Origin of the sequence: Janthinobacterium sp. GMG1 (genome assembly GCF_034427795.1) — a bacterium.
GTDB lineage: Bacteria > Pseudomonadota > Gammaproteobacteria > Burkholderiales > Burkholderiaceae_D > Janthinobacterium.
The window spans coordinates 412,963-435,331 of the sequence record NZ_JAXQNT010000004.1 but is presented as its reverse complement, the minus strand read 5'-3'; the positions used below and the strand labels follow the sequence as shown (position 1 = coordinate 435,331).

30 protein-coding genes are annotated in these 22,369 nt (G+C 60.4%); 26 read left to right on the top strand and 4 right to left on the bottom strand.

Features of this window, described 5'->3' with window-relative positions:
• Nucleotides 1–107: 107 nt before the first annotated feature.
• The 26 genes from SJI03_RS13925 to SJI03_RS13800 all read left to right on the top strand — a co-directional run bounded on the left by SJI03_RS13925 (nucleotide 108) and on the right by SJI03_RS13800 (nucleotide 19,336).
• Nucleotides 108–896, top strand: a complete 789-nt coding sequence (locus tag SJI03_RS13925) for a GPO family capsid scaffolding protein (RefSeq protein ID WP_322427569.1) — start codon at nucleotides 108–110, stop codon at nucleotides 894–896.
• A 49-nt stretch (nucleotides 897–945) separates the two neighbouring features.
• Nucleotides 946–1,962, top strand: a complete 1,017-nt coding sequence (locus SJI03_RS13920; RefSeq protein ID WP_322427568.1) for a phage major capsid protein, P2 family — start codon at nucleotides 946–948, stop codon at nucleotides 1,960–1,962.
• Nucleotides 1,963–1,965: 3 nt separating this feature from the next.
• Complete coding sequence (gpM, locus tag SJI03_RS13915; RefSeq protein ID WP_322427567.1) at nucleotides 1,966–2,682, top strand: phage terminase small subunit; 717 nt, start codon at nucleotides 1,966–1,968, stop codon at nucleotides 2,680–2,682.
• A gap of 103 nt (nucleotides 2,683–2,785) precedes the next feature.
• Nucleotides 2,786–3,292, top strand: coding sequence for a head completion/stabilization protein (locus tag SJI03_RS13910; RefSeq protein ID WP_322427566.1), 507 nt, complete (start codon nucleotides 2,786–2,788; stop codon nucleotides 3,290–3,292).
• Nucleotides 3,292–3,501, top strand: coding sequence for a tail protein X (locus SJI03_RS13905; RefSeq protein WP_322427565.1), 210 nt, complete (start codon nucleotides 3,292–3,294; stop codon nucleotides 3,499–3,501). The genes SJI03_RS13910 and SJI03_RS13905 overlap by 1 nt, the downstream gene beginning before the upstream one ends.
• Nucleotides 3,502–3,546: 45 nt before the next feature.
• Nucleotides 3,547–3,918, top strand: a complete 372-nt coding sequence (locus tag SJI03_RS13900) for a hypothetical protein (RefSeq protein ID WP_322427564.1) — start codon at nucleotides 3,547–3,549, stop codon at nucleotides 3,916–3,918.
• A complete protein-coding gene (locus tag SJI03_RS13895) occupies nucleotides 3,918–4,478 on the top strand; it encodes a glycoside hydrolase family 108 protein (protein WP_322427563.1) in 561 nt (186 codons plus the stop codon). The genes SJI03_RS13900 and SJI03_RS13895 overlap by 1 nt, the downstream gene beginning before the upstream one ends.
• Nucleotides 4,475–4,999 carry a lysis system i-spanin subunit Rz gene (locus SJI03_RS13890; RefSeq protein WP_322427562.1) on the top strand — a complete coding sequence of 175 codons (525 nt, stop codon included), beginning with the start codon at nucleotides 4,475–4,477 and terminating at the stop codon, nucleotides 4,997–4,999. Before SJI03_RS13895 ends, SJI03_RS13890 begins: the two co-directional genes overlap by 4 nt.
• The gene (locus SJI03_RS13885; RefSeq protein WP_322427561.1) at nucleotides 4,983–5,471 is read left to right on the top strand and encodes a phage tail protein; all 489 of its coding nucleotides are present in this window, start codon (nucleotides 4,983–4,985) and stop codon (nucleotides 5,469–5,471) included. Before SJI03_RS13890 ends, SJI03_RS13885 begins: the two co-directional genes overlap by 17 nt.
• Nucleotides 5,468–5,935, top strand: a complete 468-nt coding sequence (locus SJI03_RS13880; RefSeq protein WP_322427560.1) for a phage virion morphogenesis protein — start codon at nucleotides 5,468–5,470, stop codon at nucleotides 5,933–5,935. Before SJI03_RS13885 ends, SJI03_RS13880 begins: the two co-directional genes overlap by 4 nt.
• 345 nt (nucleotides 5,936–6,280) lie before the next feature.
• On the top strand, nucleotides 6,281–6,856 hold the full coding sequence (locus SJI03_RS13875) for a PAAR domain-containing protein (RefSeq protein ID WP_322427559.1): 576 nt from the start codon (nucleotides 6,281–6,283) through the stop codon (nucleotides 6,854–6,856).
• Nucleotides 6,856–7,494, top strand: a complete 639-nt coding sequence (locus tag SJI03_RS13870) for a T6SS effector amidase Tae4 family protein (RefSeq protein WP_322427558.1) — start codon at nucleotides 6,856–6,858, stop codon at nucleotides 7,492–7,494. The genes SJI03_RS13875 and SJI03_RS13870 overlap by 1 nt, the downstream gene beginning before the upstream one ends.
• Nucleotides 7,491–7,790, top strand: coding sequence for a hypothetical protein (locus tag SJI03_RS13865; RefSeq protein ID WP_322427557.1), 300 nt, complete (start codon nucleotides 7,491–7,493; stop codon nucleotides 7,788–7,790). The genes SJI03_RS13870 and SJI03_RS13865 overlap by 4 nt, the downstream gene beginning before the upstream one ends.
• Before the next feature lie 193 nt (nucleotides 7,791–7,983).
• Nucleotides 7,984–8,655, top strand: coding sequence for a phage baseplate assembly protein V (locus SJI03_RS13860; protein ID WP_322427556.1), 672 nt, complete (start codon nucleotides 7,984–7,986; stop codon nucleotides 8,653–8,655).
• Nucleotides 8,652–8,996, top strand: a complete 345-nt coding sequence (locus SJI03_RS13855) for a GPW/gp25 family protein (RefSeq protein ID WP_322427555.1) — start codon at nucleotides 8,652–8,654, stop codon at nucleotides 8,994–8,996. Before SJI03_RS13860 ends, SJI03_RS13855 begins: the two co-directional genes overlap by 4 nt.
• Complete coding sequence (locus SJI03_RS13850) at nucleotides 8,993–9,904, top strand: baseplate assembly protein (RefSeq protein WP_322427554.1); 912 nt, start codon at nucleotides 8,993–8,995, stop codon at nucleotides 9,902–9,904. The genes SJI03_RS13855 and SJI03_RS13850 overlap by 4 nt, the downstream gene beginning before the upstream one ends.
• Nucleotides 9,897–10,517, top strand: coding sequence for a phage tail protein I (locus SJI03_RS13845; protein ID WP_322427553.1), 621 nt, complete (start codon nucleotides 9,897–9,899; stop codon nucleotides 10,515–10,517). Before SJI03_RS13850 ends, SJI03_RS13845 begins: the two co-directional genes overlap by 8 nt.
• Entirely contained in the window at nucleotides 10,514–11,773 is a 1,260-nt protein-coding gene (locus SJI03_RS13840; protein WP_322427552.1) for a phage tail protein, read from the top strand. The genes SJI03_RS13845 and SJI03_RS13840 overlap by 4 nt, the downstream gene beginning before the upstream one ends.
• Before the next feature lie 16 nt (nucleotides 11,774–11,789).
• Entirely contained in the window at nucleotides 11,790–12,335 is a 546-nt protein-coding gene (locus tag SJI03_RS13835) for a hypothetical protein (RefSeq protein ID WP_322427551.1), read from the top strand.
• A 32-nt stretch (nucleotides 12,336–12,367) separates the two neighbouring features.
• A complete protein-coding gene (locus SJI03_RS13830) occupies nucleotides 12,368–13,543 on the top strand; it encodes a phage tail sheath protein (protein ID WP_322427550.1) in 1,176 nt (391 codons plus the stop codon).
• A gap of 50 nt (nucleotides 13,544–13,593) precedes the next feature.
• Nucleotides 13,594–14,103, top strand: coding sequence for a phage major tail tube protein (locus SJI03_RS13825; protein WP_071325087.1), 510 nt, complete (start codon nucleotides 13,594–13,596; stop codon nucleotides 14,101–14,103).
• Between the two features lie 39 nt (nucleotides 14,104–14,142).
• Entirely contained in the window at nucleotides 14,143–14,451 is a 309-nt protein-coding gene (locus SJI03_RS13820; protein WP_322427549.1) for a phage tail assembly protein, read from the top strand.
• An 8-nt stretch (nucleotides 14,452–14,459) separates the two neighbouring features.
• Complete coding sequence (locus tag SJI03_RS13815) at nucleotides 14,460–14,573, top strand: GpE family phage tail protein (RefSeq protein WP_071650284.1); 114 nt, start codon at nucleotides 14,460–14,462, stop codon at nucleotides 14,571–14,573.
• Complete coding sequence (locus SJI03_RS13810) at nucleotides 14,574–17,444, top strand: phage tail tape measure protein (RefSeq protein WP_416208747.1); 2,871 nt, start codon at nucleotides 14,574–14,576, stop codon at nucleotides 17,442–17,444.
• Between the two features lie 15 nt (nucleotides 17,445–17,459).
• Nucleotides 17,460–18,068, top strand: coding sequence for a phage tail protein (locus tag SJI03_RS13805; RefSeq protein WP_322427547.1), 609 nt, complete (start codon nucleotides 17,460–17,462; stop codon nucleotides 18,066–18,068).
• The gene (locus tag SJI03_RS13800; RefSeq protein WP_322427546.1) at nucleotides 18,065–19,336 is read left to right on the top strand and encodes a phage late control D family protein; all 1,272 of its coding nucleotides are present in this window, start codon (nucleotides 18,065–18,067) and stop codon (nucleotides 19,334–19,336) included. The genes SJI03_RS13805 and SJI03_RS13800 overlap by 4 nt, the downstream gene beginning before the upstream one ends.
• Nucleotides 19,337–19,451: 115 nt before the next feature.
• Here SJI03_RS13800 and SJI03_RS13795 read toward each other — a convergent pair whose 3' ends face one another.
• From SJI03_RS13795 to SJI03_RS13785, 4 genes are all read right to left on the bottom strand, one after another.
• Complete coding sequence (locus tag SJI03_RS13795) at nucleotides 19,452–20,390, bottom strand: hypothetical protein (RefSeq protein WP_322427545.1); 939 nt, start codon at nucleotides 20,388–20,390, stop codon at nucleotides 19,452–19,454.
• Between the two features lie 544 nt (nucleotides 20,391–20,934).
• Nucleotides 20,935–21,345 (bottom strand): hypothetical protein, encoded by a 411-nt coding sequence (locus SJI03_RS13790; protein ID WP_322427544.1) that lies wholly within the window; start codon nucleotides 21,343–21,345, stop codon nucleotides 20,935–20,937.
• Nucleotides 21,346–21,378: 33 nt separating this feature from the next.
• Nucleotides 21,379–21,690 carry a hypothetical protein gene (locus tag SJI03_RS28950; protein WP_416208746.1) on the bottom strand — a complete coding sequence of 104 codons (312 nt, stop codon included), beginning with the start codon at nucleotides 21,688–21,690 and terminating at the stop codon, nucleotides 21,379–21,381.
• 219 nt (nucleotides 21,691–21,909) lie between these two features.
• On the bottom strand, nucleotides 21,910–22,353 hold the full coding sequence (locus SJI03_RS13785; RefSeq protein ID WP_322427543.1) for a helix-turn-helix transcriptional regulator: 444 nt from the start codon (nucleotides 22,351–22,353) through the stop codon (nucleotides 21,910–21,912).
• Nucleotides 22,354–22,369 lie beyond the last annotated feature (16 nt).

Sequence of the window (22,369 nt, the reverse complement as noted above, 5' to 3'; positions counted from 1 at the left end):
ACGGGGAAAGGCAAAAGTCGCTATGGGCCATAGCAACCCGCCCCGCATTGAATCGCCGGGCCAAGACGTTGACCATGGCGTTATCCGATCAACCGAGACACGCCACCATGCCTAAATCCCAATTCTTCCGCGTCGCCACCGAAGGCGCCACCACGGACGGCCGCAACATTGACCGCGCCACCATCGAGCAGCTTGCCGCCAGCTACAACCCGAAAACCTACGGCGCGCGCATCTGGCTCGAACATATTCGCGGCATCCTGCCCGACAGCCAATTCAAGGCCTACGGCGACGTGATCGCGGTGAAAGCCGAGGAAGTGGACACGGACAACGGCAAGAAACTGGCCCTGTTCGCGCAGATCGAACCCACGCCGGAACTGGTCGCCATCAACAAAGCGAAACAGAAGCTGTACACGAGTCTGGAAATCCAGCCTGACTTTGCCGATACGGCGCAACCCTATCTGGTCGGCCTGGGCGTCACCGACAGCCCCGCCAGCCTGGGCACCGATGCCCTGAAATTCTCAGCGAATCGCAAGCAACAAAGCGGCAACCTGTTTAGCGCTGGCGTCGAGGTCGAACTGGTCTTCGATGAACCGGCAGGCGTCAAGCTGGCCGACGCCGTCAAAAACCTGCTGTCGCGCTTTTCGAATAAATCCGGCGCCGACGCGGCCCAATTCGCCGACATCAGCGAAGCCGTGGAAACCCTGGCCGGCCACGTCGTCACGGCGAATGACAACTACGCCAGCGCCCTGATGCGCCTGGACAAAGCGGAAACGGCCTTGACGGCCACGCAGGCCGACCTGGACGCCTTCAAGGCGCAGATGGACGCGGCGCCCGGCAACGCGCCGCGCCGCCCGCCGGCCACCGGCAACGACGGCGCCGTGCAGACCGAGTTTTAAGCGCCCGCGCCCTCCCCCCCACATTCATCCAACAACGGAGCACCAAACAATGAAAAAGCAAACCCGCCAGGTCTACAGCCAGTATGAAACTCGCCTGGGCCAGTTGAACGACACCGATACGGTGGCCAAGACCTTCAGCGTGGCGCCCAGCGTGCAGCAAAAGCTGGAAAACAAGATGCAGGAATCGAGCGAGTTCCTGTCGAAGATCAACATCATGGGCGTGGGCGAACAGGAAGGCGAAAAGCTGGGCCTGGGCGTCTCCGGCCCGATTGCCGGCCGCACCAACACCAAGGACAAGGAACGCGAGACACGCGACCTGTCCACCCTGGACAGCACCAAATACCGCTGCGAGCAAACCAACTTCGACACGCACCTGACGTATGCCAAGCTGGACGCCTGGGCCAAGTTCCCCGATTTTCAATCGCGCGTAGCCAATGCCATCGTGATTCGCCAGGCGCTGGACCGCATCGTCATCGGTTTCAATGGCGTGAAAGTCATGGCCAATACCGACCTGGCCGCCAATCCGCTGCTGCAGGACGTGAACAAGGGCTGGCTGCAGCACTTGCGCGAACAGGCGCCCGAACGCGTGCTGGGCCTGGTCGGCGCCGGCCTGCCGGGCAAGGTCGTCATCGGCGCTGGCGCGGATGATGACTATGCCAATCTGGACGCCGCCGTGCTCGATGCCGTCAACCTGCTGGACCCGTGGTATCAGGAAGACACGGGCCTGGTCGCCATCGTGGGCCGCAAGCTCTTGAGCGATAAATACTTCCCGCTGGTGAACACCAAGCAGGCGCCCACGGAAACCTTGGCGGCCGACATTATCATCAGCCAGAAACGCATTGGCGGCCTGCCAGCCGTGCGCGTTCCCTACTTCCCGGACAACGCCATCCTGATTACTCGCTTTGACAATCTGTCGATCTACTTCCAGGACGGTGCGCGCCGCCGCCGCGTGGTGGACGAGGCCAAGCGTGACCGCATCGAAAACTACGAGTCGTCCAACGACGCGTATGTGATCGAAGACCTGGGCCTCGCCGCCCTGGTGGAACACATCGAGCTGAAAGGCTAAGCCATGGGCAATCTGTCTCCTGCCCTGCGCCACCGCGCGCGCATGCTGGCCGAGCGCACGGCCGGCGCCGCCGAGCCGCTGGGCGTGACCACCGGCAGCGCGTATGAACTGATGCTTTATAAACTGTCCGACGACCGCCGCCGCCTGAAATCCATTCAGTCAGTCGAGCGCAAGATCGAGGTCAAGGCCACCATGCTGGCGACCTATGCGCAATGGATCGACGGCGTGCTGGCCGGCGGCAAGGGCGCGCAAGACGATGTCGTAGCCACCATGCTCGTATGGCACATCGACACGGGAGAATATGACCGCGCCCTGGTGATTGCCGCCTACTGCATGGAACACAAGTTCACCCTGCCGGAAACCTATAGCCGCGACATTCCGACCATGATGCTGGACGAGTTTGCCGCCGCCTACCTGCAGGGCAAGCTGGGCGGCGACCCGCAGCATGCCGTGGTCGTGCTGGGCGCCGTCGAAGCGATGACGGCCGCCAGCGACGCACCTGACCAGGCGCGCGCCAAGCTGCACAAGGCCATCGGCCTGGCCATGGTGGCCGTGTTGGACCAGCGGGACGCGACGGACATCGCCCCGGCCCTGCTGGAACAAGCTGGCGTGGCCATGGCGCAGTTACAGCGCGCACGGGCTTTGTCCGAGTCCGTCGGCGTCAAGAAAGACATGGAACGACTGGAGCGGCGCATCAAGCGCGCGGCTGATTCCAGCTAAAGAGCAGCCCCCGGCGCACAGGCGGCACGGGGGGATTCCGGCGAATTTACCTGCCTGATGAACCCCGTCCACCGCCTCCCCTTTCACCTCCATCGCAGACACCATGTCCTTTATCGCCCTTCCTCCCCGCGCACCAGGTGGCATTAGCACGCCGCCGGCACCCAGCTCCACGCCCGGCATCGTGGAAAACGATGGCTGGTTTCCCGACATCCTGCTCACAGAAATGCGCGACGCCATGCGCCTGGACGGCACTGTCACCGATGCGCGCCTGGTGCAAGCCGTGGTCGATGCCATTCTGCAGGTCAACCGCGAGCTGGCCGGCTGGCAAAGCGTGCATGCGGCCGCCGGCATCGTCGCGCTGGCGGACGTGCCGGCCGCGCGCATCAACCGTGAAAGCCGCTTGCTGGCGCAGTACCGGCGCGCCGTCTACAGCACGGCCAAGGCCGACTTGATCGAGCGTTACCGCGACTACGACACCACGGCGTCGTCGGCCAGCGACAAGAAAAGCATGGAATGGCTGGACGAAGCGCCCGGCGCGCAGCGGAGAAATGCGCAATGGGCCATCGCCGATATGGTCGGGCGCACGCACCTGACGGTGGAATTGATCTGATGCAGGTGCGCACGCAGCAGCACGACACGGTAGACGCGCTGGTGTGGCGCTACCTGGGCGACGGCGCCGGCTATGTCGAGCAGACCCTGGAAATGAATCCCGCGCTGGCACGCCACGGCGCCGTGCTGCCGGCCGGTCTGGTCGTCACCTTGCCGGACCCTGCCGCCAGCGTGGCCGCCATGGCGGACGTTGTGCAGCTATGGGACTGACTTTTTTAACAACCTTCACTTATCCTCATCATGGAGAAACAAGCTATGTCCGCAGAATCGTTTGGTGGTTTCGCCGCCTTGGTCAAACTGTACGGCTTCAAGGCTGCGCTGGGTATGATCGGCGCCGCCATGCTGTATATCGTGCTGCCGCCCTTGAACAGCGACGGCACCTTCAACAAGGGCGAATTCGTCGCCCGCCTGGCCTGCGCCGGCGTGTTCTCGTGCCTGCTGGGCGGCACCGCGTACCAGCTGCTGTGCGCGCAACTGCCCGCCATTGGCGCCATGGTCAACGCCTCCGCCGTCGATTTGATCGTGGGCGCGCCCGGCTGGTGGGTATCGCGCGCCGTGGCCCTGTGGTTCCAGCGCCGCAGCGACAAGGACATCGCCGAGCTGGTCAAAGACGCAAAGGAACACTGATGGCTGCCACCGAGGATCCGCTGATCGCGCGCGCCATCGATGACGTGCTGCGCACCGAAGGCGGCTATGTGAACGACCCGCACGACAAGGGCGGCGAAACCAATTTCGGCATCACCGTGGCCGTGGCGCGCGCCAACGGTTACCAGGGCGCCATGCGCGACTTGCCCGTGGCGCTGGCGCGCGCCATCTACCTGGCGCGCTACATCACGGGCCCGAAATTCGACCAGGTGCTGGCGATGCACGTCGGTATTGGCGCGGAACTGATCGACACGGGCGTGAACATGGGGCCGCGCGTGGCGGCCGAATTCCTGCAGCGCTGGCTGAACGGTTTTAATGATACGGGCGCGCGCTATCCCGTGCTCACCGTCGATGGCAGCCTGGGCAAACAGTCGCTGGGCGCACTGGCCGCCTTTCTCGCCTGGCGCGGCCAGGAAGGCGCCACCGTCATGCTGCGCGCCCTGAACGGCCTGCAGGCGGCGCGCTACCTGGACATCACGGAAGCGAACAAGACGCAGCGCCGCTTCCTGTTCGGCTGGCTGCGCACGCGGGTGGCCCCGTGATCGCGGCGCCGCCCTGGCGCGCGCTGGCCATGGGCCTGCTGGCGGGCGCCGTGCTCGGCTGGACGGTGCAGGGCTGGCGCAAGGACACCGCCCTGGCCAACTTGCGCCGCACCGCGGCCACCGCCCAGGAAACGGCCGCTACCGCACTGGTCCAGGCCACCGGCCGCGTGCTGCAGCTGGAACGCGCGGCCGCTGGCCAGCTCGCCGCGCGCACCGATCAACTCACCGAGGACAACCACCATGCACAAACTGACCGCGACCGCTTTATGGCTGACGTGCGCAGCGGCGCTATCCGCCTGTCAATCCCCGTCGCAGGCAATTGCCCCAGCGCTGGCGCCGGCCCCGCAAATTCCGCCGCTGCCCCCGTTGATCGCCACCAAGCGCGTGCCGAACTTGACCGCGCGACTGCGGCAGCTCTTGACGCCATCGCCAGCGACGGCGACGCCGCCACCCGCCAGCTCAACGCCTGCATCGATGCCTACAACCTAGTGCGAGACACCTACCATGTACAAACCGAATAGCCTGCGCCAGCACCTGGCCGCCGCCATCCCCGAGCTGCAGCGTGATCCCGACCGCCTCGTCGTCTTCGTCGACGAAGGCAATGTGGTGGCCACCGCCACCGCCTCCCTCTCCTTCGAATACCGTTTTAAATTGAACCTGATCGTGACCGACTACGCGGGCGACGCCGACGCCATCATGGTAGCCATGATCGCGTGGCTGAAAGTCCACCAGGCCGAACTGATGGCCAATGAGGAACAGCGCAAGCGCGGCATCAGCTTCGAGGTGGATTTTAACAACCATGAAACGGTCGATATTTCCATCAAGCTGGACCTCACCGAGCGCGTGGCGGTCAAGACCGGCGAGGCGGGACGCCTCGACATCAAGCACCTGGCCGAGATACAGCACATGCCCGCCTATGCGGACGAGTTCTGGAAGCTGTACGCCGGCGACACCCTGCTGGCCGAATGGCGCACGCCCGAGGCCACGCCATGAGCGACGACCTGCACGCGCTGGAAGCGTGGGTCGGTGCCCTGCTGGCCAAGCTGGCGCCGGCCCAGCGCCGCGCCATCAACCACAAGGTGGCCATCGACCTGCGCCGAAGCCAGGCACAGCGGATCAAGGCGCAGCAAGGGCCGGATGGCGCGGCCTATCCGGCACGCAAGCGGCGCAAGGAATTTAAGGGGAAGAACGGGCGCATCAAGCGGCAAAAGGCGGCCATGTTCGCCAAGATTCGCACTGCAAAACACTTGAAGGTGAAGGCGACCGGCAACCAGATCGAGGTCGGGTTCTTTGGCTGGGTGGCGCGCGTGGCGCATGTGCATCAGTTTGGCCGGCAAGAGCGAGTTACCAAGAAAGGGCCGGTCTACAAGTACCCGGAGCGGCCCCTGCTGGGGTTAAGTGAACCGGATCGGACGTTGATACGCGAATCGCTGCTGCGTCACATGGGAAAAAACTAAGATGCATCAATGCAAACTTCACCTGACATTAGTTATCAAATGAGTTAGAGTCGCATGATACCCACCGCAACCAGCCAAGAGCGGTCTCTCGGAAAACAGAGGTTTTCCGATGCCATAGTGGCAAAAGCCAATCGGGCATGTGTAGACAGTGGAAATACGCAAGGCAAACCACGTCGGATTGCTGATGCAACCGTAAACCTCACTTATGACGTTTCCCGAAGAAATTCTTGGCGGTTCCGGCCTCCCCGCTATTCCAGGCGGCGATACGGATATTCTTAACGAGAGGCAATCTGGTGTTAAAATTAATATAATGAAATAAACATCATTCTCTCTAGAAAGCATTACATGCCTGAGATAATCCGACAGGGCGACACCACGAGTCATGGCGGCACAGTATTGGAAGGATCCCCGCGTGACCTGTGCATGGGCAAGCCGATCTCATATTTGGGCCACAAGGTACACTGTCCAAAGTGCAAAGGCATATTTCCAATCGCCGAAGGGGTGACAACAACGTCGTTCTATGGCCGAGGTGTGGCGGTTGCGGGAATGAAAACCTCGTGCGGCGCAGTTCTTATCGCTTCCCAATTCACCGATACAGTGGAATGGAGTACAGGCACATGGCAAGCCGCTGAGCATTCGAATGCGACTGCGGCGGCCGCCGCGCAATTGGCGCCGGGGGCTTTGCCTCCACGTTCGTCTGCCGCGGCCTCGGAGATCGCCGAAAGCTATGACGAACAACCACAGCTTCATGCCAGCGAAATCGGTGGCATTCCGTATTTTGTCGAGACCAAGGACGGACGTCGCTTCTCTGGCCGCGCAACGATGGAAGGCATACTCCCGCGCGTGGAAACATATAACGAAGAGGAATACACCGTTTACTGGGGTGACGTTGCCCTGGCTAAAATGGAAGAGGTCGGCTGATGGCAGCGGAGCTCAAACAACAAGCAAAGATTAAGACCAACACCACGAAGGACTCCGTGTGCAAGATTGACGTGCCCGTCGTCAAATTCGCCGACCTTTGGGAAAACTATGTTAGTGGTGCACCATACAAGCCAGGGGAAGGCGACAAGGGGGACTATAGTAATCAGTGCGCCCTACGCATGAGCGCGACTTTTCACAAGGCGGGAATCAAGATGCTTTCCTTCTCGCAAAAAACCGTAAAGCCGATGCCAGGCACGAAAGTATTGGGGCGCGTCATGTTGAACGGCTCCCCCGCTGCCGCGCGGGCATACGAACTTAGCGAATGGCTCAAGCTACAGCCGTTTTGTGGCTTGCCCAAAAAGCCCGAAAACATCACCGGCAAGGATTGGGAATCGAAGGTCAAGGGGCGCACTGGCATCATAATGTTTCATGCTTACTGGACTCGCAGCGGGGAAGCACCTGCAAGCGCAAGCGGTGGGCACATCGATCTATGGAACGGGTCACGGCTCACGAATAACGGCCTAACCGGAACGCTGGAGACATTTGCACGGTTCACCCTGGGAATCAATAACCCTTGGATACCGGTTTACTCCGATCTTCGGAACTCGAAATTAATCCTTTTCTTCGAGGTCAAATGATGGTGAAAAAGATTGCTTTTATTGTCCTCGGGTTCTTGGTTGGCATCGCCTTCGATATGGTGCCTCATGCGTTTGAGGTCGTCGCAAAGACCAACGTTTGTCGCGAATCATGCTCCAACTTACTAAAAGTCGTGTCAATCGTCATCTATGCGATCTTGCCAATGGCATGGGGCGGGCTCTTGGGGATCGTGATTGGAGAGCATCACGCAAAACGAATATTGCTCACCAGTGCGCTATTCTCTTTAGTTATCATGGCAGTATTAACTTGGTTTCTCTACAAGCAACAACACCCATGATTTTCAACCTCGCTAGACGTCAACGTTAAGTCAAACTTCAGCTGCTCCATGGTCCGCCATAGAGTGCGAAAGCGGCCGCCCGCCACATCGCCCCCGACTTGGCAAATATAACTTTATGCCTCACGGACTGCCATAGTCGCTAAGCCGCTTATCAACCCGCCCCCGCGTGCATCCGCGCGCGGACTTCGGCAACATGCACTGCATGAACGCCGACCTGTCCGACCTCACCCGCTTGCTGCAAAACCTGATCCGCCTGGGCACCATTGCCGAGGTCAAAGGAGCCAAGGCGCGCGTGCGGCTCGGGCCGACGCTCACCACCGAGTGGCTGAAATGGGCCACGCCGCGCGCCGGCAGCACGCGCACATGGTCGGCGCCCACAGTCGGCGAACAGGTGATCGTCTTTTCCCCTGGCGGCGACCTGACGCGCGGCATCATCCTGCCCGCGCTGTACTCGCAGGAATTTGATGCGCCCGACACCAGCGACAGCATCCACACCACGCACTACCCCGATGGCGCTGTGGTGCAGTACGACCATGCGGCCCATGCCCTGACGGCCACCCTGCCAGGCGGCACCGCCACCATCACGGCCGACACGGTAACGTCGAACGCGCCCAGCACCATCTGCACGGGCGACCTGACCATCATGAAAAACCTGATCGTCAAGCAATCCACCACCGTGGAAGGCGTAACCACCCTGAACGGCGGCGTGAACGCCAAGGCCGGCGCCGATGGCGGCGTGGCCATGGCCGTGCAAGGCACGATCAAAGCCAGCGAGGACGTGCTGGCCGGCGCCATCAGCCTGGCCAAGCATGCGCACGGCGGCGTCAAGGCAGGCAGCGACCGGTCGGGCGGGCCGCAACCATGATGGGCATGCACGTCGCCACCGGACGCAGCCTGACGGGCCTGGGCCACCTGCGCCAGTCCGTGACCGACATTCTCACTACGCCCATCGGTTCGCGCATCCGGCGCCGCCGCTATGGCTCCGAAGTGCCCGAGCTGATCGACCAGCCCCTGAACAGCGCGACGCAGTTGCGCATCTACGCCGCCACCGCCTTTGCCCTGCGCCGCTGGGAGCCGCGCCTGCAGCTCGCCAGCGTCCAGCTCACGCGCGACACGGACGGCGCCATCGCCCTGCTACTCGATGGCACGGCCAATGGCCAGGGCATCACGCTGTCCGTGCCCGTCAAGCAAGCGGGCGCCGTATGAGCACGCCTATCGACCTGACTCAGTTGCCGGCGCCCAGTGTGGTGGAAGTGCTGGACTTCGAAGCCATCCTCGCCAGCCGCAAAGCCCACCTGGTCAGCCTGCTGCCGGAAGCCGAGCGCGCTGCCGTCACGGCCCTGCTGGAGCTGGAATCGGAACCGGCCACCAAGCTGCTGGAAGAAAACGCGTATCAGGAAACCATCCTGCGCAACCGCGTCAACGAGGCGGGCAAGGCCGTCATGCTGGCGTTTGCCCTCGATGGCGACCTGGACCAGCTGGGCGCCAACGTCAACGTGGAACGCCTGACCATCACGCCGGCCAATCCCAACGCCCTGCCGCCCGTGGCGGCCGTCATGGAAGACAACGACGCCTACCGCCTGCGCATCCAGGAAGCGCCGGACGGCCTGTCCGTGGCCGGCCCGAAAGCATCGTATGAATTCCACGCCCGCAGCAGCGACGGCCGCGTCAAGGATGCAAGCGCCACCAGCCCCGCGCCTGCGCACGTCACCGTCACCGTGCTGGCCAACAACGACACCGGCATTGCCAGCGCCGAGCTGCTGGCCACCGTGGCGCGAGCGCTCAACGCCGAGGAAGTGCGCCCCCTGGGCGACCGCCTGACGGTGCAAGCCGCCCAGGTCATCGATTACCAGATCGAGGCCACCTTGTTTATCGGCGTCGGGCCGGAAGTGCCGATTCTGCTGGCCGCCGCACAAGCCAACGCCGCGCGCGTGTCGCAGCCGCGCCGCCCGCTGGGCCACAGCATTTACCGCTCCGCCTGCAGCGCCGCCGTGCACGTCGAAGGCGTGCGCAAGGTCGTGCTCACCAGCCCGGCGGCCGACATCGAGCTGGACGCCACCCAGGCCGCGCGCTGCACGGCTATCAAGCTCAATGTGGTGGTGCGCGATGAATAAGCTCGTGGCCACCCTGCCGCCCAATACCACGGCGCTGGAGCGCGCCATTGCCGTGGCCTGCGCCGAGCTGGTCAACGTGCCCGTGCCGCTGCGCGACCTGTGGAACGCCGACCGCTGCCCGGTCAATCTGCTGCCGTTCCTGGCCTGGGCCTGCTCCGTCGACCGCTGGGACGACACCTGGCCCGAGTCGATCAAGCGCGGCGCCATCAAGGCGGCCTATTTCATCCACAAGCACAAGGGCACGATTGCCGCCGTGCGCCGCGTGGTGGAGTCCCTGGGCTATTTGATCCGCATCACCGAATGGTGGCAGACCACGCCACCGGGCGTGCCTGGCACCTTCCGCCTCGACGTCGGCGTACTCGACACGGGCATCACGGACACCATGTTTCAGGAAATGGAACGCCTGATTGCCGACGCCAAGCCCGTCAGCCGGCATTTGACGGGCCTGGCGCTGTATCTGGAAACCCGTGGCCAGGTGCGGATCGGCCTGGCCGCCTATCACGGCGATGCGATGACGGTCTATCCGTGGATCGCCGAAGAAATCGAAGTGCGCGGCACGCTGTTGCAGGCCGGCGCCCCCCATACCATTGACACCATGACCATCTATCCATGAGCACATACTTTGCCATTCTGACGCAGGTGGGCGAGGCCAAGCTGGCCAACGCCATCGCCCTGGGCCAAACCCTGAAACTGAAAAAAATGGGCGTGGGCGACGGCAACGGCGCCCTGCCGATCCCGGACCGCTTGCAAAAGACGCTCGTGCATGAAGTGCGCCGGGCAGACCTGAACCAGTTAGCCATCGACCCGGCCAACGCCAGCCAGATCATCGTCGAGCAAGTCTTGCCCGAGGACGTGGGCGGCTGGTGGCTGCGCGAAATCGGCATCTACGACGAGGCGGGCGACCTGTGCGCCGTGGCCAACTGCCCGCCCAGCTACAAGCCCCTGATGGTCGAGGGCAGCGGGCGCACGCAGGTGGTGCGCGTGGTGCTGATCGTCGCCAGCACGGCCGCCATCGAGCTGAAAATTGATCCATCCGTGGTGCTGGCCACGCGCCAGTATGCCGATCAGCAGGATATCGAAGTGCGCGCCTATGCCGACAAGCAACTGGCCCTGCACCTGGCTGCGCTGGACCCGCATCCCCAGTACAGCATGAAGGAAGTGGCGACACGGCCAATGTTCGACGCATCAAAAAAGTTGGTCAATGCTGCTTTTGTGCAGCAGGAACAGGGCAATATCGTGGCATCTGGCGCAGTATCGGCGTCGCGCAGCTTGACCGGCGAGGACATCGGCAAATGCCTGTATTTTTCTGCCGACAATGTGGTGTTCACGCTTCCCAAGCCGAGCGACCTGGGCATCACGACCAATTCCGGCCGCTGTATTCACTTCTTCGGCCTGGCCGGAAAAACGGGACGACTTGCCCCCGGCCCCGGCGCCTCGCTCAATGCCGATGTGTCCAGCGTGACCGGCATGGATGTCAAATCCGGCCAGTACATCACCCTCGCCGCCATTGCCGACAGCGTATGGCAGGTCATCGACACGACTGCAGAAATGTGGCGTAACGCTGATTTCCTCACGTCCATTGCCAGCGCGGGCGTGAGTTCCTGCCAGGCATCGCCCGGCGGCATCATGTGCCAGACAGGAAGCTTTGTCGCCAGTAAAACCGGCTACAGCATCCTGACCTTTCCGTCCGCCTTTCCGAATGGGTTGCTGTCCATTCAAGCCAACGTCATCCATGGTTCCCTGGGGGCCGGTTCCGTCAACTTCAACATGGATGCAAAAACGCGCAGCGGCGTGCCGGTGGCGGTGGTCAATTCCAGCGCCAGTGATTACCTGGCCTACCCCATCACCTATACCGCACGCGGCTATTAACAAGAGAAAGCCCCCCATGGATATGCTTGCCCCCGACAACCTCGATGCCGTTTTCTACTCCCTGCAAACGGCAGGCTTCTACCCCGAACGCCTGCGCGCGGCCTATGACGCCGCCGGCTCATGGCCCGCTGACGCCGTGCTGATTCCTGCCGAGCGGCTTGCCAGCATACAGGCGGCGGTGGCCGAAGGCGCCACCGTCTCGCTCGATTCCCATGGCCAGTGGATCGTGACGGCACGCGCGCCCACGCCGTATGTGCAATTGGCCGCCGCCTACCTCAACGCGGTGCGCGCGGCGCGTGAAGCCGTCTTGAACCGCCTGGCCGGTATCGGCTTCGCGGCGATGATGAACGGCGAAACGGACATCGTGGAAGGCGCCATTGATGCGCGCCAGGCGCTGCTCGACATCACCATCTGCCCGTCAGTCGTTGCCGCGCAGGATATACAAGCGCTGCAAGCGGCCATCAAGGGCGAATACGACCGCATCGCCGCCAGCTTGCCGGACGAGGCCCGCCGCGCCTTCGACGACGCCGGCATTGCCCTCGTGCCACCCATTGCCCAGTAACGCCCCATTCACCTACTCACCAGGAGAGCCACATGGCCACCGACTACCACCATGGCGTGCGCGTCATTGAAATCAACGAGGGATCGCGCCCGATCCGCACCGTATCCACGGCCGTGCTGGGCCTGATCGCCACGGCCGACGATGCCGACCCGGCGGCCTTCCCGCTCGACACGCCCGTGCTCGTTACCAACGTGCTGGCCGCCATGGGCAAGGCCGGCAAGACGGGCACCTTGTACCGCGCGCTGGAAGCGATTGCCGCGCAGACCAAGCCCCTGACCGTCGTGGTGCGCGTGGAAGAAGGCGAAACGGAAGCGGAAACCACCACCAATGTGGTGGGCGGCGTGTCACCGGACGGCAAATACCTGGGCGCCAAGGCGCTGTTGGCCGCGCAAAGCAAGCTGGGCGTGAAACCGCGCATCCTGGGCGCGCCGGGCCTGGACACCAAGGCCGTCACCAACGCCCTGGCCAGCGTGGCGCAGCAACTGCGCAGCTTCGTGTACGCCTCCGCGTATGGCTGCAGCAACGTGGTGGCCGCCACCACCTATCGCGGCCAGTTCGGCCAGCGCGAGGTCATGATTATCTGGCCGGATTTTGTCAACTGGGACAAGACCATCGACGCGGAGGCCAGCATTTCGGCCGTCGCCTACGCCATGGGCCTGCGCGCAAAGATCGATGAGGAGACGGGCTGGCACAAAACCCTCTCCAACGTGGTCGTCAACGGCCCGACCGGCATCAGCAAGGACGTGTTTTTCGACCTGCAAGACCCGGCTACCGACGCCGGCGTGCTCAATGCCAAGGAAGTCACCACCCTGATTAACATGGGCGGTTACCGCTTTTGGGGTTCGCGCACCTGCGAGGCGCCGGGCGGCTTCTTCTATTTCGAAAGCTACACGCGCACGGCCCAGGTGCTGGCCGACACCATCGCCGAGGCGCACTTCGCCTATGTCGATGTGCCCTTGCATCCCTCCCTGGTGCGCGATCTGCTGGAAAGCATCAACGCCAAGTTCCGCGACTTGAAACTGCAGGGCTACATCATCGACGGCCATGCCTGGTATGACGAGCAGTACAACGACAAGACAGGCTTGAAAGACGGCAAGCTGGCCATCGATTACGACTACACGCCCGTGCCGCCGCTGGAAAACCTGCGCTTCCAGCAACGCATTACCGACCGCTACCTGGCCGACTTCGCCTCGCGCATCGCCGCTTAACCGACCCCGTGCCCGCCGTGTGCGGGCGCAACTGACCACTGGAGAACGCTATGGGCATGCCCCACAAACTCAAGCAATTCAACGTATTTCAAAACGGCGTGCTGTTCATGGGCATGGTGCCCGAAGTCACCTTGCCGAAACTCAGCCGCAAGATGGAAGAGTACCGCGCCGGCGGCATGAGCGGCCCCGTCTCCGTGGACTTCGGCAACGAGGCACTGTCGCTGGAATGGAGCGGCGGCGGCCTGATCGCCGAAGCCTTGAAGCAATACGGCGCGCATGCGCACGGTGCCGTGATGCTGCGCTTCGCCGGTGCTTACCAGAACGACGAGGACGGCAACGTCGCAGCCGTCGAGGTTGTCGTGCGCGGCCGCTACAAGGAAATCGACATGGGCGGCGCCAAGATGGGCGACGACACCACCCATAAATACACGATGGCTTGCAGCTACTACAAGCTGATGATCGACGGCGCCACGGTCATCGAACTGGACTTCATGAGTGGCATCGAGAACATCGGCGGCGTCGATACCAATGCGGCCATCCGCAAGGCCAGCGGCCTGTAATCCCCTTTTTAGTCACCACCTACACACAAGGACAACACCATGAACACCGAAAACAACAATCAAGCCGTCATCGAACTGGACGAGCCGATCAAGCGCGGCGACACCTTCATCACCTCGCTGACCGTGCGCAAGCCCAAGGCGGGCGCCCTGCGCGGCATTTCCCTGATCGAACTGGCCAACCTGAACGTGTCGGCCTTGCAGATCGTGCTGCCGCGCATCACCGAGCCAACCTTGACCGCGCACGACGTGGCCAACATGGACCCGGCCGACCTGCTGGCCGTGGGCGTCGAGGTTGCCGGTTTTTTGGCGAACAAAGCCGATCGCCTTTCGGTATCCCCGGCGAAGTAGAAGACGCCATGGCCGACATTGCCGGCGTCTTTCACTGGACGCCGGCAGCGATGGACGGTTTTACGATTGATGAACTGATGGCCTGGCGCGAACGCGCCCGGCAGCGAAGCGGAGCGGAATAGATGGCTGGTCGGGATTTGAGGTTACAGGTAGTGTTTGCAGCGCTGGACAAAATCACCGGCCCGCTGAAAAAGATCATGGGCGGTTCCAGCGACACGGCCAAGGCGTTGAAAGCGACCAGCGACCGTTTGCGCGAGCTGAACACCCAACAGAGAAACCTGGGGAAATTCCGCGAACTGCATAGCGGTATTCGAACAACGGGGGTTGAGCTGAAAGAAGCTCAAAAAAAAGTAAAAGAGCTGGCCGCAAGCATAAAGCAGACCGAGTCTCCCACACGCGCCATGACGCGTGATTTGAAGGCGGCGACGAAGGTCACGCAGGCCTTGACGCTGAAAGGCCGAGAACAGAGCCAGCAATTCCGCGCCCTGCGCGCCAGCCTCAAGGAGGCCGGCATCGACACGCGCCAACTAGGCAAGGCCCAGGAGTGGCTTAAGAACAGTATCCAGTTGACCAACGTTGAACTGGCGTCGCAACAAAAGCGCCTGGCCGCGTCAGCCGCCAAGCAGCAGCGCGTCACCAACGCCACCCAGCATGCCGACAAGCTGCGCAACAAGGCGGGCAATCTGGCCATGGCCGGCGCTGGCGCCACCGCCACGGGCGCCGTGCTTGGCGCGCCTGTTGTCAAGGGGCTGAACGAGGCCAAGCACTATCAAACGGAAGTGGGCAGGGTCAACGCGCTGGGCCTGGGCGACAAGGTGTCAGCCGAGGCCGTCGCCTTCGCGCGCAACATGAAGACCTACGGCACCAGCCAGCTCGACAACCTGCAGCTCATGCGCGACGGCATGAGCGCCTTTGCCGATGTGCACCACGCGGAAATGGTCGCCCCTACCCTGGCCAAGATGAAGTTTGCCAATCACGCCTTCTTTGGCGAGGCCGAGGGCGCCGACAACGAACGCAAGTTCATGGACATGCTCAAGGTCATCGAGCTGCGCGGCGGCCTGGAGAGCAAGGAAAAGTTCGAAGCCCAGGCCAATATCGTGCAGCAGGTCATCACCGCCACGGGCGGGCGCGTCGGCCCGAATGAGTGGCTGAACATGATCAAGACGGGCGGCATCGCGGCCAAGGGCTTGAAAGATGATGCGTTTTACTACCAGATGGAACCGCTGGTGCAGGAGATGAGCGGCAACCGCGTCGGTACGTCCCTGATGAGCGCCTACCAGAATTTATACCAAGGCCGCACGACGAAGCGCTCGGCCAGGAAGCTGGAAGAGTTCGGCCTGATCGGCGACAAGAGCAAGGTCAAGCACGACAAGGCGGGGCAAGTCTCGTTCCTCGATCCCGGCGCGCTGCTGGGCGCGGAACTGTTCCGCGAAAACCAGTTCGAATGGCTGGAAAAGGTGCTGTTGCCGCAACTGGCCAAGAAGGGCATCACGGAAAAAAAACAGGTGCTCGATGCCATCGGCAGCATCTTTTCCAACCGCACCGCGTCGAACCTGTACTCCCAGATGTATTTGCAGCGCGTGCAGATCCACAAGAACGAAAAGCTCAACCGTGGCGCCGCCGATATCGGCAAGCTGGAAAAGCTGGGCCGCGACTCGGCCGCCGGCAAGGAACTGGAGGCGCAGTCGAAGCTGGCCAACTTGAAACTGACCATGGGCGAAAAAATCCTGCCGCTCTACGCGCAGGGGCTGGAAATGGCCATCAGCGCCGTGCAGCGCCTGAACGGCTTCATGGAACGCAACCCGACCGTGGCCAAGATCATGATTACCGCCTTTGCCGTGCTGGCCGGCCTGCTGCTGGTGCTCGGTCCGCTGATGCTGGGCATTGCCGCCATGATTGGCCCGTATGCCATGCTGCACGTCATGTTCGCCAAAATTGGCGTGACGGGCGGCGTACTCACGCCCATCCTGCGCGGCCTGGGTGGCGCCTTCATGTGGGCGGGCCGCGCCGTGCTATGGCTGGGCCGCGCTCTTCTGATGAACCCAATTGGCATTGCCATCACGGTCATCGCCGGCGCCGCCTTCCTGATCTACAAATACTGGGAGCCGATCAAGGGTTTCTTTCGCGGCCTGTGGTCGGACGTCAAGACGGCGTTTGCCGGCGGCTTTACCGGCATCAATAGCCTGATCGCCAACTGGTCACCGCTGGGCCTGTTCTATCGCGCCTTCGCAGGCGTGCTGGGCTGGTTCGGCATCGCGCTGCCGGCGAAGTTCACCGACTTTGCCGCTAATATCCGGCACAGCATTGTCGAAGGACTGGCGCCGCTGACAGGCTTCATTGCCAGTCTGTGGTCGCAGCTGAAAACCACCTTCAGCGGCGGCATGGCCGGTATCACTGCCCTGATTATCAACTGGTCTCCCGTCGGCGTGTTTTACCACGCATTCGCCGGCGTCTTGAGCTGGTTCGGCATCAAGCTGCCGGCCCAGTTCACCGAGTTCGGCGCCAATATCCTGCGCGGCCTGGTCAACGGCATCACGGGTTCCATGGGCGCCGTCAAGGACGCCATCAGCAATGCCGGTTCCAGCACCATTGCCTGGTTCAAGGAAAAGCTGGGCATCCACAGCCCAAGCCGCGTGTTTGCCCAGCTCGGCGACTACACCATGCAGGGCCTGGCCGTGGGCCTGGACCGCAGCGAGGGCGCGCCCATTGCCAAGGTTTCCGGACTGGCGCAGCGCCTGACGCAACTGGGCGCCGGCATCGCCATCGGCACGGCAACCGCCCTGCCGGCCAGCGCCTTTGACATGCGCGCACCGCTGTCACAAGGCGGGTTCGGCGCCGGCATGACCATTCAAGGCGACAAGATCGAAATCACCTTCCACGTGCAGGCCGGCACCGATCCCCAGGCCATCGCGCGCGCGGTAAGCGCGGCGCTCGATCAGCGCGACCGCGAAAAGGCGGCACGCATCCGCTCTTCCCTGCGCGACCACGATTAAGAAGGAACAACCACCATGATGATGATTTTAGGAATGTTCGTGTTCAGTCTGCCGACCCTGGCCTATCACGAGCTGCAGCGGCAAACGGAGTGGAAGCACGCCAGCACGGCCCGCGTGGGCCTGCGCGACGCGCACCAGTATGTGGGGCCCGGCGACGACACGATTACCTTGTCGGGCTGGGTGGCGCCGGAACTGACCGGCTCCCTGTATTCGCTCGATGCGCTGCGCATGATGGCCGACACGGGTAAATCGTGGATTCTGATCCAGGGCACGGGCCGTATTCTCGGCTCGTATCGCATCACGAGCATGACGGAAGGGCGCACCATCCTGGACGGCAGCGGCGGCGCGCGGCGCGTCGAGTTCTCGATTGCGCTCAAGCGCGACGACGACGGCGTGCTGGCCATGGTCGGCCTGGGCGACATCGGCGATCTGAAAAACATGCTCAGCATCGATGGCATGACCAGCAGCATCGCGGGCGCGGCCAAGGATGCCGTGGGCAGCGTAGTCGGCAATGTCGTGGGCGGCATCACGTCGAAATATGGCGGCGTGGTCAGCGAGATGAAAGACAAGATCGGCGGCAGCATCAGCGGCGCCATCGGCAGCGCGGCGGACAAGTTCAAATGAGCGAGCATATCCCCGCCTTCAAGGTCAGCATCGAGGACAAGGATTTGACGGCCATCGTTTCGCCGCGGCTAATCAATCTGACCTTGACGCTGTGCCGTGGCGACGAGAGCGACCAGCTCGACATTTCCCTGGATGACAGCGACGGCAAGCTGGCCCTGCCGCCGCGCGGCGCGCAGATCGCCCTGGCGCTGGGCTGGCAAGCGTCCGGACTGGTGGACATGGGCAAGTTCACCGTCGACGAGGTGGAGCACAGCGGCGCGCCCGACACCATCACCCTGCGCGCCAGGTCGGCCAACCTGATCGACACATTTAGACAGCAACAGGAACACAGCTTTCACAAGACCACCCTGGGCGCCATCATCGAGGCCATCGCCTTCCGCAACGAGCTGGCGTCGGGCGTGTCGGCGCGCCTACGCGATACCGCCATCGAGCACATCGACCAGACGCACGAAAGCGATGCGGCCTTCCTGCGTCGGCTGGGCAGGAAATACGATGCGGTGGCCACCGTCAAGAACGACACCTTGCTGTTCATCCCCATCAACCAGAGCCGCACCGCCAGCGGCAAGGCGCTACCGGTCATCCCCATCACGCGCGCCCTGGGCGACGGCCACCGCTACCACAGCGCCGAAAGCGACGCCTACACGGGCGTGCGCGCCTTCTGGCACGACGAACGCTACGCGCGCCGCCGCAGCGTGGTGGCCGGCGTGCCCGGCAACAGCAAGCGCCTGCGCACCACGTTCGCCAACGAAACCGACGCACGCGCGGCGGCCGTGGCCGAATGGCAGCGCATCCTGCGCGGCCTGGCCACCTTCGAAATGAGCCTGGCCCTGGGCAACCCGGCCGTGTTCCCGCAATCGCCCGTGACCGTGACAGGCTTCAAGCCCGAGATCGACGCCACCGAATGGCTATCGGTCAAGGTCACACACACCCTGGGCGGGAATGGCTTTACCACGCGCATAGAGTTTGAAACGAAAACGGAAGCAGTCGAGGCGGAGCGCGAGGAAGAGAAAGACCCGGACGAGGGCATCACGGGCGTGGTGGCCAAGTGGAAGGACGTGGCGGCGAAGAAGAAAAAGGCGGGACAGGAAATGGCCGGGGCCACAGGCACGCTCAAGACGTTGGAGCATGTTTACAAGAGCAAGCAGGCCGCGAAGCGGGCGGCGCTGCATGTGTGGAAGCGTATCGAAGAGGTGCGGGACATCATCCAAGAGAATAGCGAGGATACCTGGAAACCTTCGCAAGCAGTAGCTGGCGCAGAAGGAGCATAAACTTTTTCCCTTTACTTCGGCTCAATGATTGCTTACGCCCCACTTACAGACCGTCCTATTAACTTTTTTCTTGAATTAATATGCGACACATTCATTAGTGAGAGTTCACCATTGATTATTTTAATAGATTTTCGACGTTCTCCATTGCACCAATCCATCGCTCATAAGTTTTCGCATGTTTCTCTTTAAAATTTCGATCCAAGAATCCGATAATGTAGCTTTTTGTATTTTCAACCAGATACGGATGAATTTTATCAATAGTATATGTTCGCTCCTCCTCTGCATTTATAGTAGAATTTAGAAGATTAATTGAATCCATGCAAGAAAAAGCACCAAAATAATAATTTTCTAATTTTGAATTTATGGCAATACAAAATTCAGAAAATTTCAATTCTTTTTTGTTTTCTTTCGCTAAAACACATGCGTATGTTAGTATGTTTATAGAGAGTGCAGATTTTCTCAAAAAGCTTTCCACTATACTCGAATCGATAACTTTTTCTTCATTGATAATGGGAAGCTGCACAGGCTTTTGTCCCAAAGAGCGTGTTGCATCTATAACCTTTGTCTCGAGTTGATCGAGGCGCGTAGGCAAACCTACTAAAGAGCCATGTAAAACCTCTGTATGCGTCTGAATTGCTGCGAGTGTTGCTGAAAGTGACGTGAGGCTTAATCCTATGGATGTAGATGCAGCATCGATCAAAACTGCACTCCGTTCCGCCGCCTTCGTTGTTTCAGCGCCGGCAGCGACCTGTTGCGTTATTTTTTCTTTTGAACTCTTTATTTCCTCTGAAACAATGCCAATACTCCCGAGACTTTTCGAAAGTCCATCATTTGCAATGAATGAGTAAAATATCGCAACCAACCCCAAAACCAAGGACGTCATAGTAGCTGCATTACTAAGAAATTCTGTAAATTTAGGTTGAAGTGTCCATCGATCAGTGGCAATTGCTATTATTATAAGATTTAATATAACTGCGCAGTAAAAAAAATGCAATTTTAGATTTTCTAATTTATCATTCATATTAACCGTTATTATATTGTTAATTTTAGGCATGGAAAGGGATACACAATCCGCTAACGCCGATAGTGGTACTGGAGCATAGCGGATTGCCAAGCAGAAAGACTCACACATTGTCACGCACCCACGAATGCCCCATCTAGGCCCAAGCTGTGTAGAAATGTAGAGAAATTCTGTGCGATAAAATTACAATTAGTGCAACATAACTTATTGTAAGTCTAGAAGCCAAGGCTAAGATCGTGTCCAAATCGCAGACCTGCCGCCGCAACCGTGAAACGAAAACGGAACCGATCGAGGCCGTGCGGCAGGTGGCAACCGACCCCGACGAGCGTATTACAGGCGTGCTGGACAGGTGGAGGGATGTTACTGTGAAGAGGAAAAAAAACAGGACAAGAGATAGCAGCCACAAAGCCCAAGCTCAAAACGCTGGAGCATCTTAACTAAAGCAAAAGTGGCGCTAAGGGGCCGGCAAAAAATAGCATGGAAGCACATCAACGAAGTGCGAGACAACATCAGGGAAAACAGCGAGGCCTCTGGGATTCCTGCAAATAGCGATAGTCCGGACTACAGCGAGGTGTAATTAGCGTTTTTCGCCAGTCTCGCATTTATTGTGCATAAGCCAGTATGCGGTCCTTCCAGAAGCAATATACTTGCCACGACGTTTAGTAAACATTGGGGAACCCATAATCGGACAGATGGCCTTTACCACTTCCGATGGTTCACTGGTAGAAATATAAATCAACTCATCACCAGCCTGATACAAAGGTGGTTCTGCATCTTCTTTTCCGACCTTATCGATTCTGATAGACGAAATTTTCAGGCCAATTCGCTCGATTCTCTCCCCTACATTTTTGTAGGCGAAGTCTTTGTCAGTAACTTGAATCTGCGCAAGGATTTTTTTAATTTCGATTGGTGACGTTATTGTCTTTGCAGCAGCAAAAGCAAAGGATGGAAGCAAAGATAATGTGATGATTGCGACTGTTTTTTTCATATGGAAGTGTGGGTGTTAAAAGTTCTGGTTATATCAGCGCCGCCTGTAACTCTTGGCCCCGCTGTCGCTTAGACAATACTGCCCGCCGCGTGGCCCCGTGCAGTAATTCCCACTCCGGCAGGTACAGCCATCAGAACCAGCAATCGGCAGCTTGGGAGGTGGGGCATTAGCGGAGCATATTTTCTTCGACTCGCTGATCGAACCATCATTGCATACGAAAGTGGCGCCATCGCAGTGAGAAATGCCACCCTTGCGACCAGAGCATGGGGTATTTGCCGCTAACAATGGCGCACTGACCAGCAGAAGTACGGTAATGGCCAGTTTTCGGACGAGCGAAAATCTCATGTCTTCTTTTCTAGGGGGCTGCGCGAAATCCCATTCAGACCATGGTATACGCATTCGTCTCTCGATTCGCCCACCATGTTTGAACATATACGGTGCCAAACCGAGCCGGAAAAATCACTTCCATCGGCTACTCGCCTCCGCTGGGTCATCTCAACAGAAATTATGCAGAGCAAACAAGCAGCAATTACAATAAGCATAAGAAGATCAATCATTTGCAGACTATTTTTCCTTTTTTCGTCTGCTGCTGGCCACGTTAAAAGTCTGCGGCCCAATGATATTGCCCACGAAATTTTGCCCAATCTTGCCGTGGGTTTCAACGTGTGAGGCATTTCCTGCTTGGGATGCTGGGGGCGTTGGCGAGCGCATGCCGCTAATCATCCCAAGGACGCCTGCTTTCCCGCGAACGTCCATACTTCGATAGCCTGTCAACAGTTCATGCTCGTCCGCAGGTAACGCAGACAGTGCATGTTCTCCTGTCAGCAAATACAACACATCTACCCCAGCCGCAGCAACGGCCGCCAAATAGTCAGAATCTGGCGTACGGGAGCCGTTTTCATAGTTGAACTGGGCCCCCTTTTTTACCCCACCAAGGGCAGCAAACTCGTCCTGATTGAGGCCGAGGCGCTTCCGTTCTTCCTTGAGACGATCAAAAAAATACTTCATTTGAGTACAAATACCT

Coding starts and splice junctions, on each gene's coding strand:
- SJI03_RS13925 (WP_322427569.1), top strand. CDS start 108: ATGCCTAAATCCCAATTCTTCCGCGTCGCCACCGAAGGCGCCACCACG.
- SJI03_RS13920 (WP_322427568.1), top strand. CDS start 946: ATGAAAAAGCAAACCCGCCAGGTCTACAGCCAGTATGAAACTCGCCTG.
- gpM (WP_322427567.1), top strand. CDS start 1,966: ATGGGCAATCTGTCTCCTGCCCTGCGCCACCGCGCGCGCATGCTGGCC.
- SJI03_RS13910 (WP_322427566.1), top strand. CDS start 2,786: ATGTCCTTTATCGCCCTTCCTCCCCGCGCACCAGGTGGCATTAGCACG.
- SJI03_RS13905 (WP_322427565.1), top strand. CDS start 3,292: ATGCAGGTGCGCACGCAGCAGCACGACACGGTAGACGCGCTGGTGTGG.
- SJI03_RS13900 (WP_322427564.1), top strand. CDS start 3,547: ATGTCCGCAGAATCGTTTGGTGGTTTCGCCGCCTTGGTCAAACTGTAC.
- SJI03_RS13895 (WP_322427563.1), top strand. CDS start 3,918: ATGGCTGCCACCGAGGATCCGCTGATCGCGCGCGCCATCGATGACGTG.
- SJI03_RS13885 (WP_322427561.1), top strand. CDS start 4,983: ATGTACAAACCGAATAGCCTGCGCCAGCACCTGGCCGCCGCCATCCCC.
- SJI03_RS13880 (WP_322427560.1), top strand. CDS start 5,468: ATGAGCGACGACCTGCACGCGCTGGAAGCGTGGGTCGGTGCCCTGCTG.
- SJI03_RS13875 (WP_322427559.1), top strand. CDS start 6,281: ATGCCTGAGATAATCCGACAGGGCGACACCACGAGTCATGGCGGCACA.
- SJI03_RS13870 (WP_322427558.1), top strand. CDS start 6,856: ATGGCAGCGGAGCTCAAACAACAAGCAAAGATTAAGACCAACACCACG.
- SJI03_RS13865 (WP_322427557.1), top strand. CDS start 7,491: ATGATGGTGAAAAAGATTGCTTTTATTGTCCTCGGGTTCTTGGTTGGC.
- SJI03_RS13860 (WP_322427556.1), top strand. CDS start 7,984: ATGCACTGCATGAACGCCGACCTGTCCGACCTCACCCGCTTGCTGCAA.
- SJI03_RS13855 (WP_322427555.1), top strand. CDS start 8,652: ATGATGGGCATGCACGTCGCCACCGGACGCAGCCTGACGGGCCTGGGC.
- SJI03_RS13850 (WP_322427554.1), top strand. CDS start 8,993: ATGAGCACGCCTATCGACCTGACTCAGTTGCCGGCGCCCAGTGTGGTG.
- SJI03_RS13845 (WP_322427553.1), top strand. CDS start 9,897: ATGAATAAGCTCGTGGCCACCCTGCCGCCCAATACCACGGCGCTGGAG.
- SJI03_RS13840 (WP_322427552.1), top strand. CDS start 10,514: ATGAGCACATACTTTGCCATTCTGACGCAGGTGGGCGAGGCCAAGCTG.
- SJI03_RS13835 (WP_322427551.1), top strand. CDS start 11,790: ATGGATATGCTTGCCCCCGACAACCTCGATGCCGTTTTCTACTCCCTG.
- SJI03_RS13830 (WP_322427550.1), top strand. CDS start 12,368: ATGGCCACCGACTACCACCATGGCGTGCGCGTCATTGAAATCAACGAG.
- SJI03_RS13825 (WP_071325087.1), top strand. CDS start 13,594: ATGGGCATGCCCCACAAACTCAAGCAATTCAACGTATTTCAAAACGGC.
- SJI03_RS13820 (WP_322427549.1), top strand. CDS start 14,143: ATGAACACCGAAAACAACAATCAAGCCGTCATCGAACTGGACGAGCCG.
- SJI03_RS13815 (WP_071650284.1), top strand. CDS start 14,460: ATGGCCGACATTGCCGGCGTCTTTCACTGGACGCCGGCAGCGATGGAC.
- SJI03_RS13810 (WP_416208747.1), top strand. CDS start 14,574: ATGGCTGGTCGGGATTTGAGGTTACAGGTAGTGTTTGCAGCGCTGGAC.
- SJI03_RS13805 (WP_322427547.1), top strand. CDS start 17,460: ATGATGATGATTTTAGGAATGTTCGTGTTCAGTCTGCCGACCCTGGCC.
- SJI03_RS13800 (WP_322427546.1), top strand. CDS start 18,065: ATGAGCGAGCATATCCCCGCCTTCAAGGTCAGCATCGAGGACAAGGAT.
- SJI03_RS13795 (WP_322427545.1), bottom strand. CDS start 20,390: ATGCCTAAAATTAACAATATAATAACGGTTAATATGAATGATAAATTA.
- SJI03_RS13790 (WP_322427544.1), bottom strand. CDS start 21,345: ATGAAAAAAACAGTCGCAATCATCACATTATCTTTGCTTCCATCCTTT.
- SJI03_RS28950 (WP_416208746.1), bottom strand. CDS start 21,690: ATGAGATTTTCGCTCGTCCGAAAACTGGCCATTACCGTACTTCTGCTG.
- SJI03_RS13785 (WP_322427543.1), bottom strand. CDS start 22,353: ATGAAGTATTTTTTTGATCGTCTCAAGGAAGAACGGAAGCGCCTCGGC.